At 64.6% G+C, this 13,739-nt stretch carries 13 protein-coding genes; 5 read left to right on the top strand and 8 right to left on the bottom strand.

Going from position 1 to position 13,739, the window contains the following annotated elements:
• Positions 1 to 30: 30 nt before the first annotated feature.
• From EJ067_RS17530 to EJ067_RS17520, 3 genes are all read right to left on the bottom strand, one after another.
• A complete protein-coding gene (locus EJ067_RS17530) occupies positions 31 to 537 on the bottom strand; it encodes an invasion associated locus B family protein (protein ID WP_126086872.1) in 507 nt (168 codons plus the stop codon).
• A 278-nt stretch (positions 538 to 815) separates the two neighbouring features.
• On the bottom strand, positions 816 to 1,178 hold the full coding sequence (locus EJ067_RS17525; RefSeq protein WP_126086871.1) for a YkvA family protein: 363 nt from the start codon (positions 1,176 to 1,178) through the stop codon (positions 816 to 818).
• 136 nt (positions 1,179 to 1,314) lie between these two features.
• Positions 1,315 to 1,608: a 4a-hydroxytetrahydrobiopterin dehydratase gene (locus EJ067_RS17520; protein ID WP_126089656.1), complete on the bottom strand. Its 294-nt coding sequence runs from the start codon at positions 1,606 to 1,608 to the stop codon at positions 1,315 to 1,317.
• A gap of 103 nt (positions 1,609 to 1,711) precedes the next feature.
• On the opposite strand from EJ067_RS17520, the gene EJ067_RS17515 reads away from it, so the two are divergent.
• A complete protein-coding gene (locus EJ067_RS17515; protein ID WP_126086870.1) occupies positions 1,712 to 2,230 on the top strand; it encodes a low molecular weight protein-tyrosine-phosphatase in 519 nt (172 codons plus the stop codon).
• On the opposite strand, the gene thpR is transcribed toward EJ067_RS17515, so the two are convergent.
• Together thpR and EJ067_RS17505 are read right to left on the bottom strand one after the other, a co-directional pair.
• Positions 2,134 to 2,730: an RNA 2',3'-cyclic phosphodiesterase gene (gene thpR, locus EJ067_RS17510; RefSeq protein ID WP_126086869.1), complete on the bottom strand. Its 597-nt coding sequence runs from the start codon at positions 2,728 to 2,730 to the stop codon at positions 2,134 to 2,136. The genes EJ067_RS17515 and thpR overlap by 97 nt on opposite strands.
• Positions 2,731 to 2,847: 117 nt before the next feature.
• Positions 2,848 to 3,492, bottom strand: coding sequence for an arylesterase (locus EJ067_RS17505; protein WP_126086868.1), 645 nt, complete (start codon positions 3,490 to 3,492; stop codon positions 2,848 to 2,850).
• Positions 3,493 to 3,573: 81 nt separating this feature from the next.
• Here EJ067_RS17505 and EJ067_RS17500 point away from each other — a divergent pair, with 81 nt between their 5' ends.
• From EJ067_RS17500 to EJ067_RS17485, 4 genes are all read left to right on the top strand, one after another.
• Positions 3,574 to 4,272 carry an ABC transporter ATP-binding protein gene (locus EJ067_RS17500; protein ID WP_126086867.1) on the top strand — a complete coding sequence of 233 codons (699 nt, stop codon included), beginning with the start codon at positions 3,574 to 3,576 and terminating at the stop codon, positions 4,270 to 4,272.
• Positions 4,272 to 6,812 carry an ABC transporter permease gene (locus EJ067_RS17495; protein ID WP_126086866.1) on the top strand — a complete coding sequence of 847 codons (2,541 nt, stop codon included), beginning with the start codon at positions 4,272 to 4,274 and terminating at the stop codon, positions 6,810 to 6,812. The genes EJ067_RS17500 and EJ067_RS17495 overlap by 1 nt, the downstream gene beginning before the upstream one ends.
• A 251-nt stretch (positions 6,813 to 7,063) precedes the next feature.
• Positions 7,064 to 7,804, top strand: a complete 741-nt coding sequence (locus EJ067_RS17490) for a Bax inhibitor-1/YccA family protein (RefSeq protein WP_126086865.1) — start codon at positions 7,064 to 7,066, stop codon at positions 7,802 to 7,804.
• A gap of 115 nt (positions 7,805 to 7,919) precedes the next feature.
• Positions 7,920 to 8,492 (top strand): GNAT family N-acetyltransferase, encoded by a 573-nt coding sequence (locus tag EJ067_RS17485; RefSeq protein WP_126086864.1) that lies wholly within the window; start codon positions 7,920 to 7,922, stop codon positions 8,490 to 8,492.
• A 122-nt stretch (positions 8,493 to 8,614) separates the two neighbouring features.
• On the opposite strand, the gene EJ067_RS17480 is transcribed toward EJ067_RS17485, so the two are convergent.
• The 3 genes from EJ067_RS17480 to acnA form a co-directional block, all read right to left on the bottom strand.
• On the bottom strand, positions 8,615 to 9,001 hold the full coding sequence (locus EJ067_RS17480; protein ID WP_126086863.1) for a DUF2794 domain-containing protein: 387 nt from the start codon (positions 8,999 to 9,001) through the stop codon (positions 8,615 to 8,617).
• Between the two features lie 584 nt (positions 9,002 to 9,585).
• Complete coding sequence (locus EJ067_RS17475; RefSeq protein ID WP_126086862.1) at positions 9,586 to 10,419, bottom strand: thioredoxin family protein; 834 nt, start codon at positions 10,417 to 10,419, stop codon at positions 9,586 to 9,588.
• A gap of 367 nt (positions 10,420 to 10,786) precedes the next feature.
• Positions 10,787 to 13,477 (bottom strand): aconitate hydratase AcnA, encoded by a 2,691-nt coding sequence (gene acnA, locus EJ067_RS17470; protein WP_126086861.1) that lies wholly within the window; start codon positions 13,475 to 13,477, stop codon positions 10,787 to 10,789.
• Between the last annotated feature and the right edge of the window lie 262 nt (positions 13,478 to 13,739).

Genomic DNA, 13,739 nt, shown 5'->3' with positions numbered 1-13,739 from the left:
CGCCTGCCTAGTCGCGCGGAGCCTTCGCGACTACTTGCACTTGGCGATCGAGGCCAGCGCGGCCGAGATGCCTTTCAGCGAAAAGACATAGGATGTCGGGTTGCCGCGGCCGGACTTGGCCTGCACCTTCATGTCGGTGCCGGTCTTCATGGCGGCGATCAGCACCGGCTCTTCGGCCGCGTTCTCGACCCAGGCCGACTTGCCGCGGGTGAACATCGAGAAGGACTTCTTGTCGATGGTGACGGTGGCCTTGGAGCCTTCCTGGAAATTGTAGCCGGCGATGAACTGCGGCTCGTAGGAAACCTGCTGGCCCGGGCGCTGGCTGACGAAGAAGAACATGTCGCCGTGGTCGAGCGACGGCGGCTGCTTGTCGGTCGGCACGGTCAGCACGTAGCAGACCTTGCCGGCCTGCGACTGATAGCTGTAGGTGCCCCAGGCGTTGTGCTGGCCGATCTTGGTCGCCTGCTGGGCCATGGCCGACGTCACGAAGGCGGCCGCCAGGACCAGGCTGGAAACTGTAGCAATCAATCCGCGCATCGTTCTTCCCGTATTCCAACTGGTGCGGAGGCGGGCCGCGTGGCGTCCTGCCGTCGCTTCATTTTGATTTAATCAGGGTTACCAAACGGTGAATTGTCCTCAAGAAAAGGAGCTCACCCCAGGAAACCGCCACCATTCGCGCCGCCGCTGGTAGTGCGGCGATCACGACGTCCCGGCGCGAACTTGGAGGCCACGAAAACGGCAAGAGTTTGTCTTTTCGCGCGGGCGCTTTCGCGGCCTCGTCGTGCCGAAATGTAAGCCAGGGTCAACCCCAAGGGTCAACGCTTGTCGGCCAGCGCGTCCCTGGCGGCCTGCCGGTGCGCGGGCGTGATGTGGGCGCTGACGGCGGCGATCGCGGCGGTCAGCACGGCAAGGTCGTCGGTGAAGCCGAGACCCAAGACGAAGTCGGGGATGAAATCCACCGGCAGCACGAAATAGCCGAGCGCGGCAAGCAGGGTGCCCTTGGCGCGCAGCGGCGTGTCCTTGTCCATGGCGCAGTAATAGGCGGCGACCACCTCGTCCATGAACGGGATCTGCCGGGCGGCTTTCTTGGCGGTGCGCCAGAACTTCTCGCGCACCTCTCCTTCGCCTGCGAGCCTGTCGCCGAAACCGAAGAAATCGAAACGGGATTCCTGCGCCATTCATCTCTCCTTGGCGGCCGCGCGCAACCTTGCGTGGCAAGCCCGCCGCGCAAAGATGTGGTGAAAGCGGGAGCCTGCTGCAAGACTTCGCGCGTTGCCGGGCCCGGAAAATCGGACTGCACGCGGTTGGTCGGCCCTATCCGAAATAACGGTTCATCCGCTTGGCAAGCTCGATATCCAGCGCCGTCACGCCGCCGGCGTCGTGCGTGTTCAGGGTCACGTCGACGACCTTGTAGACATTCGACCAGTCGGGGTGGTGGTCCATCTTCTCGGCTGCCAGTGCCACGCGCGTCATGAAGGCGAAGGCCTCCGAGAAGTTCTTGAAGCCGAAGCTGCGCTTGATGGAGGCGCCGTCGGCGGCCAGCGACCAGCCTTGGAGTTCGGCAAGCGCAGCGGTGATGGCGTCCTTGCTGAGTTTTTCTCTCGTCATGATGATTTCCCGTGCTATCTCGAATTTGACCTCACCATAACGCAAGTCGCCCAAAGGTGCTTTGCGGTTTTGGGGTTCCAGATGCACAAACGGCGCATATCGAATGAGCATAAAGCCCATAAAATCCATTCTGTTCGTCTGCCTCGGCAACATCTGCCGCTCGCCGCTGGCTGAAGCTGTTTTTCGCGCCGTGCTGAGCGAGCGCGGCGACGATCAGGGCATCGTGCTCGATTCGGCCGCGACCGGCGGCTGGGAGGCCGGCTCCGCTCCCGATCCGCGCTCGATCGCGGTCGCCATTCGCCACGGCATCGATATTTCCGGGCAAAGGGCGCGCAGAATCGCGCCGGAAGACTTTTCCCGTTTCGACCTGATCCTCGGCATGGACCGGTCGAACGTGCGCGACCTCAAGGCGCTGGCGCCTGAGGCCGCGCGCGACCGCATCCACCTGTTCCTGGAGTTTGCCAACGGACACGCGCGCGACGTGCCGGACCCCTACTATGAAGACCAGCAGGCCTTTGCTTCGGTCTACCGCATGATCCGCGAGGCGTCGGAGGCGCTGGCGAAGCGGCTGGACGCGCGTGTGTCAGCACCAACCAGCGGCCAGGCTTCCTCGACGATGTAGGGGCCGCCGCCGACCGAATCGCGCGACGACATCAGGACGAAGCGGCCGACCCGGAAGGGCAGCGCGGAAAAGTTGCCGCGCGCCGAAAGATATTGGGCGACGTCGAGCGGGCTCGCATTGCGCAGGCGGGCGAGCGTCACATGCGGCGAGAACTTGCGCGGGTCGGCCGGGAGGCCGAGCCGCTGGCAGATGCGATCGATCTCGCCCTGCAGCGCCACCAGGTCGGGCGAGGCGGACACGCCGGCCCACACCGCATGCGGCTTCTTGCCGCCGAAGGCGCCCACGCCGGAGAGCGTCAAGGGGAAGGAGGGACGGTTGACGCGGTCGAGCGCGTTGGCGATCTCGTCGGCGACATGGCCTTCGATGTCGCCGATGAAGCGCAGCGTCAGATGATAGTTTTCGACATCGATCCAGCGGGCTCCGGGAAGGCCGCCCCGCAGCAGGGACAGCGAAAGAGCAGCGTCGCGCGGAATTTCGAGGGCGGTGAAAAGACGTGGCATGAGAAGCCTCCTGTCCTCGAATCGAAACTCTACCCCTAGCGAATCATCGATATCGGCGCGGGGCAAGCGGTTTGTTGTCCACAAGGTTTCCCCAACGGAAACCGTGGCGTTTGGGACTCACGACGGACCGCCATTGGCGGCGATGGCCTTTTCGACGACCGGCAGAATGCCCTCAATCATGACATCAACTCCGTTCGGGTTGGGATGCAGGCCGTCCTCCAGCTGCAGGTCCGGATGGCCGGCGACGTTGTCGAGAAAGAACGGGTAGAGAGGAATGCCGTACTTTGCGGCCAGCCGCGGATAGATCGCGTCGAAGGCCTTCTGGTAGTCGGCGCCAAGATTGGGCGCCGCGCGCATGCCGGCCAGGAGCACCGGGATTTTGCGCTGCTTGAGCTTGGCCAGCATCGCATCGAGATTCTTTTCAGCGATGTCGGGCGCGACGCCGCGCAGCATGTCGTTGGCTCCGAGCTCGAGGATGACGAGCCCCGTGCCGTACGGCACCGACCAGTCGAGCCGCGCCAATCCGCCGCTCGTGGTATCGCCGGAAACGCCGGCATTGGCGACGGCGACATCATGGCCCTTCGCTTTCAGCGCCGCCTGTAGCCTGTCGGTGAACCCCTGACCCGGGCCGAGCCCGAAGCCTGCCGTCAGGCTGTCACCGAAGCCGACGATGTTGAAGGTCTCCGCGCCCGCCGGCGCCATGGCGCCGCAAACCGAAAGGAAAAGGACGAGGGCCGCGGCAAGAGTATGTTTGAAAGCCATGCGGCGAGCCCCATATGACCGAAACGATCGTTGGAGGAGGCATTCTCGTCTCCCTTTTCCACCATATAGGACGCTTTCATTGTGACAGAAGCCGTCATCGCACTGAGGGATGTCTCGCTGACGCTCGGCGAGGGTGCGTCCTCCGTCCATGTGCTGAAGGGCATTAGCCTCGACGTGGCCGGCGGCGAGGCCACCGGCATCGTCGGCCCGTCGGGATCCGGCAAGTCCACCTTGCTGATGGTTCTGGCCGGGCTGGAGAGGGTCGATTCAGGAACCGTGCGGATCGCCGGCGAACTGCTCAACGGCAAAAGCGAGGACCAGATTGCTTCGTTTCGGGGGCGAAACATCGGCATCGTCTTCCAGTCCTTCCACCTGATCCCCAACATGACGGCGCTCGAGAACGTCGCGGTGCCGCTGGAGCTCGCCGGCCATGCCGATCCGTTCGCCGTGGCGGCGCAGGAGCTGGCGGCGGTCGGCTTGAGCGACCGTGTGACGCACTATCCCGGCGAGCTCTCCGGCGGCGAGCAGCAGCGCGTGGCGATCGCCAGGGCGCTGGCGCCCTCGCCGCGCATCCTGATTGCCGACGAGCCGACCGGCAACCTCGACCAGGCGACGGGGAAACAGATCGCCGACCTTCTGTTCGCCAAGGCGGCCGAGCGCGGCATGACGCTGGTGCTGGTCACACATGACCCGGCGCTTGCCGCCCGCTGCGCGCGCCAGGTATCGATGCGCTCGGGACGCATCGAGGATGCGCCCAAGCAGGTGAAGGTGCCGGCCTGATGCGGACCCTGAAGCTCGCCATCCGCTTCTCGCTGCGCGAGATGCGCGGCGGCCTGTCCGGCTTCATGATCTTCCTCGCCTGCATCGCGCTCGGCGTGGCCGCGATCGGCGGCGTTAATTCGGTGGCGCAGGCGATCACGGCAGGCGTCGCCAATCAGGGCCAGACGCTGCTTGGCGGCGATCTGCGCTTCCAGATCAACCAGCGCAGCGCCTCGAATGCGGAGCTTGGCTTCCTCGACAGCCTTGGCACGGTCTCGCTGAATTCCGGCATGCGTTCCATGGCGCGGCTCGAGGACGGCTCGGACCAGGCGCTGGTCGAGGCCAAGGCGGTCGACGACGCCTATCCGCTTTACGGCTCGCTGGAAACCGACCCGCCGCTGCCGAAGAAGGAGCTGTTCGGCGAGAAAGCCGGCATCTTCGGCGCCGCCGCGCCCGATCTCTTGTTCGATCGCCTCAATCTCAAGATCGGCGACCGGCTGAAGCTTGGCGGCGCCACCTTCGAACTGAGAGCCAGGCTGGTCAGCGAGCCCGATGCGATATCCGACGGCTTCGGCTTCGCGCCGCGGCTGATGATCTCGAACGACGGGCTTGCCGCCTCCGGACTGATCCAGCCCGGCAGCCTGGTCGAGAACGCCTACAAGGTCCGGCTGCCCGACCGCGCCGGTGAGGCGCGGATCAAGGCGATCCAGGCCGAGGCCGCGAAAGATTTTCCACAAGCGGGCTGGTCGATCCGCACGCGCAGCAATGCGGCGCCCGCGCTGTCCTCCAACATCGAGCGCTTCTCGCAGTTCCTGACGCTGGTCGGGCTGACGGCGCTGGTGGTCGGCGGCGTCGGCGTGGCCAACGCGGTGCGCGCCTATCTCGACGGCAAGCGGGGCGTCATCGCCACCTTCAAGAGCCTCGGCGCCTCAGGCGGCTTCGTCTTCACGGTCTATCTCGTGCAGATCCTCTTGATCGCCGGCCTCGGCATCGTGCTCGGCCTGATCCTGGGCGCGGCGATGCCGTTCGTGGCGAGCGCGCTTCTGCGGTCGGTCATCCCGGTGCCGGCGGAGGGCGGCTTCTATCCTGGCGCGCTCGCCATGGCCGCGCTCTTTGGTCTCCTGGTGACGCTGGCCTTCGCGCTGTTGCCGCTCGGGCGCGCCCGCGACGTGCCGGCGACGGCGCTGTTTCGCGAGATGGGTTTTGAGAGCCGCGGCTGGCCGCGCCTGCCCTATGTCGGCGCCGCCCTCGCGATCGTGCTGGCGCTGGCCGCGCTCGCCATCCTTTCCGCCGACGATCGGCGCATCGCCTCGATCTTCGTCGGCGCCACGGTCTTTGCCTTCCTGGTGCTGCGGCTGGTGGCCGCGCTGGTGCAGTGGGCTGCCCAGCAGAGCCCGCGCGCGCGTTTCGTGTCGCTCAGGCTGGCGCTCGGCAACATCCACCGCCCCGGCGCGTTGACGCCGTCGGTGGTGCTGTCGCTCGGGCTCGGCCTGACGCTCCTGGTGACGCTGGCGCTGATCGACGGCAATCTCAGGCGCCAGATCTCCGGCAGCCTGCCGGAGCGGGCGCCGAATTTCTTCTTCGTCGACATCCAGAGCAGCGACGTCGATGCCTTCGCCGGCCTGGTCGGCAAAGAGGCGCCGCGGGGAACGCTGGTCAAGGTGCCGATGCTGCGCGGCCGTATCATGGCGCTCAACGGCGTCGACGTCGACAAGGTGAAGGTCTCCGCCGACGGCGCGTGGGTGCTGCGCGGCGACCGCGGGCTGACCTATGATGCGAAGCAGCCGGCCAACGCCACCCTGACAGAGGGGACGTGGTGGCCGCAGAACTATTCCGGCGAGCCGCTGGTGTCGTTCTCGGCCGAGGAGGGCAAGGCGATCGGGCTGAAGCTTGGCGACACCGTCACCGTCAACGTGCTCGGCCGCAACGTGATGGCAAGGATCGCCAATTTCCGCCAGGTCGAGTGGGAAACCATGGGCATCAATTTCGTCATGGTGTTCTCGCCCAACACCTTCGCCGGCGCGCCGCATGGCTGGCTGGCGACGCTGACCGACAAGAGCACCACCACGGCCGACGACGCCAGGCTGCTCAACGCGGTCACCCGCGCCTTTCCGGCGGTGACGACCGTGCGGGTCAAGGACGCGCTCGACATCGTCAACCGGTTGGTCGCCCAATTGGGCACGGCGATCCGCGCCGCCGCCGGCGTGGCGCTGATCGCCTCGGTGCTGGTTCTCTCCGGCGCTTTGGCCGCCGGCAACCGGGCGCGCATCCATGACGCGGTGGTGCTGAAGACGCTTGGCGCGACAAGGCAAACGCTGATCGTCGCCTTCTCGCTGGAATATGTGCTGATCGGCCTTGCGACCGCATTGTTCGCGCTTGCCGCGGGCGGCATCGCGGCATGGTTCGTCGTCGCGCATATCATGACGCTGCCGTCGCACTTCATGCCGGAAGTGGCGGTGGCGACGATCCTCGTGTCGCTGGCTGTTACCGTCGGTATCGGCCTTGCCGGCACCTGGCGGGTGCTCGGCCACAAGGCGGCGCCGGTGCTGCGCAACCTTTGACCCGGCATGCCGGGAACTGCGCGTCTTAAATCTTTGTAAGAATGCCCGGCCGAAACGGCCGAAAACCGGGCTTTTGCTATCTCACGAAGCGTTACCCCTCGTTACCGTCTTGTTCTTGACGTCGAGAACGCTCATATTTTGCGCAGGCATGCTGGAGCCCCGCCAGCGGCGCCTGGTCCCGAAGAGGTCATCCCAAAGTGATGATCGGGCGACCTGTCACCGGACGGGGCAGAAGCAACAGAGGATTTCCAATGGCTGATCCCATTCGCAACTACCAGACGTCCGCCGCCCCCGGCGCGCGCGTCGATATCGATCAGGGCCTCAGGGCCTATATGATCAAGGTCTACAACCTGATGGGGCTTGGCCTGCTCATCACCGGCCTTGCCGCCTGGGGCGCGTTCCAGCTCGCCGTCACCGGCGACGGCCAGCTGACCGCCTTCGGCCAGCTCATCTACGCAAGCGCGTTCCGCTGGGTCGTCATCCTGGCGCCGCTCGCTGCCGTGATGTTCCTGTCCTTCAGGATCCAGTCGATGAGCGTGGCTGCGGCTCAGACCACCTTCTGGGTCTATGCCGGCCTTGTCGGCCTGTCGCTGTCGACGATCTTCCTCGTCTACACCGGCACCAGCATCACCCAGACCTTCTTCGCCACCGCCGCCGCCTTCGGCGCGCTGTCGCTCTACGGCTACACCACCAGGCGCGACCTGACGGCGTTCGGCTCGTTCCTGATCATGGGCGTGATAGGCCTGCTGATCGCCATGGTCATCAACTTCTTCCTGGCGTCGTCGGCGCTGGCCTTCGCCATCTCGGCGGTCGGCGTGCTGGTGTTCGCCGGCCTGACCGCCTACGACACGCAGCGGATCAAGGAGATGTATTACGAGGGTGACGTCGCGGATGTTGCCGGCCGCAAGGCGATCATGGGCGCGCTGCAGCTCTACCTCGACTTCATCAACCTGTTCATGTTCCTGCTGCAGTTCATGGGCGACCGCCGCTAAGGCGAGCACCCGGTTCTGCTGGACCATAGACTTCGGAAGGGCGGCCCAACGGCCGCCCTTTCCTTTTGCGCGTCCCTCTGCTGTTATCGAGGCAGGAAAACGACCTGCATAAATTATGAGCAATATTGCGATCAGGGCCGCCACCACGGCCGACCTCGACCGAATCACGGAAATTTATGCCGACGCCGTCACGCACGGCACCGCGAGCTACGAGTTGGAACCGCCCAGCCGCGCCGAAATGGGCAATCGATTCGACAGCCTGACGGCAGGCGACTTTCCCTATCTCGCGGCGGAAAAGGACGGCATCGTGCTCGGCTATGCCTATGCGGGGCCGTTCCGGCCGCGTCCCGCCTACCGATTCGTCATCGAGGATTCGGTCTATGTCGCGCCCGAGGCCAAGGGCCAGGGCGTCGGTTTCCTGCTGATGCAGGCTCTGATCGAGGCGGCGCGCGCTGCGGGCTTTCGCCAGATCATCGCGGTGATCGGCGACGGCCATGCCGACAGCGCCTCGGTGCGGCTGCACGAGAAGCTTGGCTTCCGTCATTCAGGACGCCTGGAAGGATCGGGCTACAAGCACGGACGCTGGTTGGACACGGTGTTCATGCAGCTGCCGCTCAACGGCGGCGCGGCACTGCCGCCGGATGCTGATTCGCTGCCGGAGCGGAAGTTCCGGCTCGGAGGGAAATGAGAAAATGGGAATTGGGAATTGAAGAACTGGGGAATTGAAGAATTGAAGAAAGACAATTTTATATCAGGCGCTTAGCGCCTCTTTTCCTCAATTCTTCAGTTCTTCAATTCTCCAGTTCCTCTTCACGCCTGGACCAGCTTCAGCTTGGGATCGAACACGCCGAGCACGCGGCCGAGCTCCTGGCCGCGCTTGAGGATACGTCCGCCGGCGGCGATGACAGCGAAGGCGCCTTGCCGGCGCGCCAGTTTCGGGTCCTTGACGATCTGGAACAGCGGCACTTCGCTGGCCCGGCGGAAGACCGAAAAGACAGCGCGATCAGTGAGATGGTCGATCGCATAGTCGCGCCATTCATTGGCCGCCACCATACGCCCGTAAAGCCTCAGGATCTGGTCGAGTTCGCGCCGGTCGAAGCGCACCGGCTGGTCGAGGCGCGCGCTGCGCGCCTCATGCAGCGGGATCAATATTCCGGATGCTTCCCCATCCTCCGTCCCGCAGCCGTGATCGGTCATGCTTCGATCCTTCACTTGAATCTCGCAGCCGAGGTTCGCGCTTTCGCGGCCGAATTGCAAGGGCCGGCCAAGCATGCGGGGCCTGCGCGGTTTCCGAAAGGTCCAGTCACGTTTGCAAAACGCGTGTTGGAATTGGTGATGCTCCGCCACATTCTCGCCACAAATAATCCGCGCTCATGCCCCAATGTCCGACGACTTTACCGGCGTTGCCTGAGACGGTTCGGTCCGGCACCGGCTCGTAAACCCCAAGCCCCCCGCCCACGGGTCAGCGTCGGATCGAACCAACCTCGGTTTTTCCTTGGAAAAATCAGGTGCGACGATCCCAAAACCTGAATGACCGGCGTCAGAAGCAAGCTGACGCCGGTTTTTTATTGGCTGGAGCGGGATGCCCTTCTCCCCTTGCGGGAGAAGGTGGATCGGCGCGCAGCGCCGAGACGGATGAGGGGTGTTCCAGCGGAGTGAAACGCTGGCAATCCTGCCGCCAAGCGCCCTACCTCGACGGATGTCTTCGCCAAGCTGGAACACCCCTCATCCGTCGCCTTCGGCGACACCTTCTCCCACAAGGGGAGAAGGGAAAGGAGCCGCTAAAGCCGCTCGGGCTTGCGGATGAAGGCGGCGCCGAGGATCGGGCCGGGCATGCCGTCCTTGCCGACCGACTGCAGCAGCACCGCGCAGCCGCCCTTCTTGGCAATCTCGGTCATCGGCAGCTCGTAGCGTTGCGCCTTGCCGTGCCACATGCCGGCTGTCTGGATGTCGGAGACGGAATTCCAGTAGGTCAGGTTGCGGCCGCTGTTCTCGCCCTGGCCGATCTGCACCGTCTGCGGCGGATCGAAATAGACGATCACAACATGAGCGTCGGTCGGGCCGTTGCCGGCGTCGCCGGCATCGATCATGACGCGGTCGCTGGTGCGGCTCACCTTGATGCCGACCCGCATGCCCTCGCCGGTCCTGTCCATCCGGGCCAGCGCGCCGTCGACATCCTTGCGGCTGGCGCCGTTGACGTGGCTGCGGCCGTTGATGACGGCTTGCGGGGTATAGACCGAGCGGCTGCCGAAGGCGCGCATATAGTCATACTGCCGGTCGGTGTTCTCTTTGTTGCTCAGCGTGTCCTGCCAGCCCAGATAGTCCCAGTAGTTGACGTGGTAGGCGAGCGCGACGACGTTTTCCTTGGCAGCCAGCTCGGCGAAGAATTCATCGGCCGGCGGGCAGGAGCTGCAGCCCTGGCTGGTGAAAAGCTCGACCACGCCCAGAGGTTTTTCGGCTTGAGGTTTTTCGGCTTGAGGCTTTTCGGCTTGAGGCTTTTCGGCCTGGAGCTTGTCGTTTTGCGGCTTATCGGGCTCGCTTGCCGGCGCGGCGCCGGCAAATGTTGAAAGGGCCAGCGCAACTGCCGCAAGCCGCAATGGTCCTCGAGAAGCCATGACTGTTCCAATTCCCGCCGGTGACGCCGGCCTTGTTCTGATTGCCAAAATATGTGGCAGAACGGACAGTCAACGGGAAGTCACGTTGCGGTGAAATTTTTGTTGCCGCGGCCGCAGGTAAGGTGGCGACAGAGAGGCCACTGCATTTTTCGACGCGGTTCGATTTCGGGGCCGCATCGCCGCCATGCGGTAAACTTTTCCGATGCCGGCCGATCTCTATTGCGAGCGGGCCGGACTTGGACTTTGAACCGCGCCGGCGAATGCTTGGCCGGCTGCGGTTTCATTGTTGGAGATTGGGCAGGAGGGGGTAGGAAGTAGCGTACCTTTTCCCTACTCCCTTACTGCCCTACCCCCCTTATTCGCTTGCTTACGCAGCCAGATCGCGCAGCACGTATTGCAGGATGCCGCCGTTCTTGAAGTAGTCGAGCTCGTCCAGCGTATCGATGCGGCAGACGATCGGCACGTTCTTCACCGTGCCGTCGCCATAGGTGACCTTGGCCACCATCTTCTGGCGCGGCTTGATCGCGTCCAGCCCGTCGATCTCGACCAGTTCGTCGCCCTTGAGGTTGAGGGAGGCCCATGAGGTGCCGTCCTCGAAGACGAAGGGGATGACGCCCATGCCGACCAGGTTCGAGCGGTGGATGCGCTCGAAGGACTGGGCGATGACCGCGCGGACACCAAGCAGATTCGTTCCCTTGGCCGCCCAGTCGCGCGAGGAGCCGTTGCCGTATTCGACGCCGGCGAAGATGACCAGCGGCACGCCTTCCTGCTTGTATTCCATCGCGGCGTCGTAGATCGACATCTCCTCCTTCGAGGGATAGTGGATCGTGTACCCGCCCTCGCGGCCGTTCTCGCCCAGCATGTGGTTGCGGATGCGGATGTTGGCGAAAGTGCCGCGCATCATCACCTCATGGTTGCCGCGCCGCGTGCCGTACTGATTGAAGTCGGCGACGCCGACGCCATGCTCGGTGAGATATTTGCCGGCCGGCGAAGCTGCCTTGATCGAACCAGCCGGCGAGATGTGGTCGGTGGTGATCTTGTCGCCGAAGAGACCAAGCACGCGCGCGCCCTTGATGTCGCCGACCTTGCCGAAGGCGCGGCCCATGCCGGCGAAATAGGGCGGGTTCTGCACATAGGTCGAATGGTCGTCCCAGGCGTAGGTCTGGCCTTCCGGCGCCTTCACCTTCTGCCAGTACGCGTCGCCCTTGAAGACGTCGGCATATTTGCGGGCGAAGAGCTCGCGCGTGACGTTCTTCTCGATGAACTCCTGGATCTCGGCCGAAGTCGGCCAGATGTCCTTGAGATAGACCGGCTTGCCGTCGCTGCCTTCGCCGAGCGGCTCGGTGGTCAGGTCCTTGGTGACGGTACCGGCCAGCGCGTGCGCCACCACCAGCGGCGGTGAGGCCAGGTAGTTCGCCTGCACGTCCGGTGAGACGCGGCCTTCGAAGTTGCGGTTGCCGGACAAGACCGCGGCGGCGATCAGGCCCTTGTCATTGATGGTCTTGGAGATCGGCCCCGGCAGCGGGCCGGAATTGCCGATGCAGGTGGTGCAGCCGAAGCCGACCAGGTTGAAGCCGATCTGGTCGAGCTCCTTCTGCAAGCCGGATTTTTCGAGATATTCGGCCACCACCTGGCTGCCGGGGGCGAGCGAGGTTTTCACCCACGGCTTCTGCTTCAGGCCGCGCCGGTTGGCATTGCGGGCCAACAGGCCGGCGCCGATCAAAACGCTCGGGTTCGAGGTGTTGGTGCAGGACGTGATGGCGGCGATGACGACGTCGCCATGGCCGAGGTCGTGGCCGGTGCCTTCCACCGCATAGCGCTTCGAAATCTCGGCGGCCTTCTTGTACTCGGTCTCCATCGCCTTGGCGAAGCCGGCCGGAATGTCCTGCAGGGCGACGCGGCCCTCGGGGCGCTTCGGCCCGGCCATCGACGGCACGACGTCGCCGAGGTCGAGCTCGAGCAGGTCGGTGAAGACCGGATCGGCGGAGCCTGCGTCGCGCCACATGCCTTGCGCCTTCGAATAGGCTTCGACCAGCGCGATGCGGTTCTCCTCGCGCCCGGACATGGTGAGGTAGCGGATTGTCTCGCTGTCGACCGGGAAGAAGCCGCAGGTGGCGCCATATTCCGGCGCCATGTTGCCGATGGTGGCGCGGTCGGCGAGCGTCATGTTGGAAAGGCCGGGGCCGAAGAACTCGACGAACTTGCCGACGACGCCCTTCTTGCGCAGCATCTGGGTGACGGTGAGCACCAGGTCGGTGGCGGTGACGCCTTCCTTCAACTTGCCGGTGAGGCGGAAGCCGATGACCTCGGGCAGCAGCATGGAGACCGGCTGGCCGAGCATCGCGGCCTCCGCCTCGATACCGCCGACGCCCCAGCCGAGCACGCCGAGGCCGTTGATCATGGTGGTGTGCGAATCGGTGCCGACGCAGGTGTCGGGATAGGCGGTGGTCTCGCCGTCCTCGGCGTTGGTCCACACCACCTGTCCCAGATATTCGAGGTTGACCTGGTGGCAAATGCCGGTGCCGGGCGGCACGACGCGGAAGTTGCGGAAGGCCTGCTGGCCCCATTTCAGGAACTTGTAGCGCTCCTCGTTGCGCTCATATTCGAGCTCGACATTGCGGGCGAAGGCCATCGGCGTGCCGAACTCGTCGACGATGACGGAATGGTCGATGACGAGGTCGACCGGCACCAGCGGATTGATCTTTTCCGGATCGCCGCCGAGCGCCTTGATGCCGTCGCGCATGGCCGCGAGATCGACCACGGCTGGAACGCCGGTGAAATCCTGCATCAGCACGCGTGCCGGGCGATAGGCGATCTCGACGCCGGCGGTGCCCTTGTCGGCGAGCCAGGCGGCGACCGCCTGGATGCTCTCCTTGGTGACGGAGCGGCCGTCTTCGTTGCGCAGCAGGTTCTCCAGCAGCACCTTCATCGAATAGGGCAGCTTGGCGATGCCGGCGAGGCCGTTCTTCTCGGCCTCGGTGAGGTCGAAATAGACATAGTCCGCGCCACCCGCGGTCAGGGTGCGGCGGCAATGGAAACTGTCGAGGGATTTTGACACGTGCGATCCGTCCTTGTCTGTTCAGCCTGAAAGGGAACGGACGCCGATGGCATGCAATCACGCGCAAAGGTGCGGGTACGGCCATTTCCGCTGTCCGCTCCCGAGCAACCCGAGCCGTTCAAGGCGGCGCGCGCGCTGGTTCGGCGCAAATTCTGTTCCCGCGCCGACCGCTGGCACGGATGAACCGCATATAGAGAATTTCCTGGAATAGTTCTAGACAGTCGAAAGGCAAATTTGTGCGATGCGGCGGCGGCCGCGAAAC

Source organism: Mesorhizobium sp. M1D.F.Ca.ET.043.01.1.1 (genome assembly GCF_003952385.1).
GTDB lineage: Bacteria > Pseudomonadota > Alphaproteobacteria > Rhizobiales > Rhizobiaceae > Mesorhizobium.
The sequence above is the reverse complement of the archived record's forward strand: the minus strand, read 5'-3'. Positions and strand labels throughout refer to the sequence as shown.

Bases quoted from the DNA above. Each gene is read 5' to 3' on its own strand.
- EJ067_RS17530 (WP_126086872.1), bottom strand. From the start codon at position 537: ATGCGCGGATTGATTGCTACAGTTTCCAGCCTGGTCCTGGCGGCCGCC.
- EJ067_RS17525 (WP_126086871.1), bottom strand. From the start codon at position 1,178: ATGGCGCAGGAATCCCGTTTCGATTTCTTCGGTTTCGGCGACAGGCTC.
- EJ067_RS17520 (WP_126089656.1), bottom strand. From the start codon at position 1,608: ATGACGAGAGAAAAACTCAGCAAGGACGCCATCACCGCTGCGCTTGCC.
- EJ067_RS17515 (WP_126086870.1), top strand. From the start codon at position 1,712: ATGAGCATAAAGCCCATAAAATCCATTCTGTTCGTCTGCCTCGGCAAC.
- thpR (WP_126086869.1), bottom strand. From the start codon at position 2,730: ATGCCACGTCTTTTCACCGCCCTCGAAATTCCGCGCGACGCTGCTCTT.
- EJ067_RS17505 (WP_126086868.1), bottom strand. From the start codon at position 3,492: ATGGCTTTCAAACATACTCTTGCCGCGGCCCTCGTCCTTTTCCTTTCG.
- EJ067_RS17495 (WP_126086866.1), top strand. From the start codon at position 4,272: ATGCGGACCCTGAAGCTCGCCATCCGCTTCTCGCTGCGCGAGATGCGC.
- EJ067_RS17490 (WP_126086865.1), top strand. From the start codon at position 7,064: ATGGCTGATCCCATTCGCAACTACCAGACGTCCGCCGCCCCCGGCGCG.
- EJ067_RS17485 (WP_126086864.1), top strand. From the start codon at position 7,920: ATGAGCAATATTGCGATCAGGGCCGCCACCACGGCCGACCTCGACCGA.
- EJ067_RS17480 (WP_126086863.1), bottom strand. From the start codon at position 9,001: ATGACCGATCACGGCTGCGGGACGGAGGATGGGGAAGCATCCGGAATA.
- EJ067_RS17475 (WP_126086862.1), bottom strand. From the start codon at position 10,419: ATGGCTTCTCGAGGACCATTGCGGCTTGCGGCAGTTGCGCTGGCCCTT.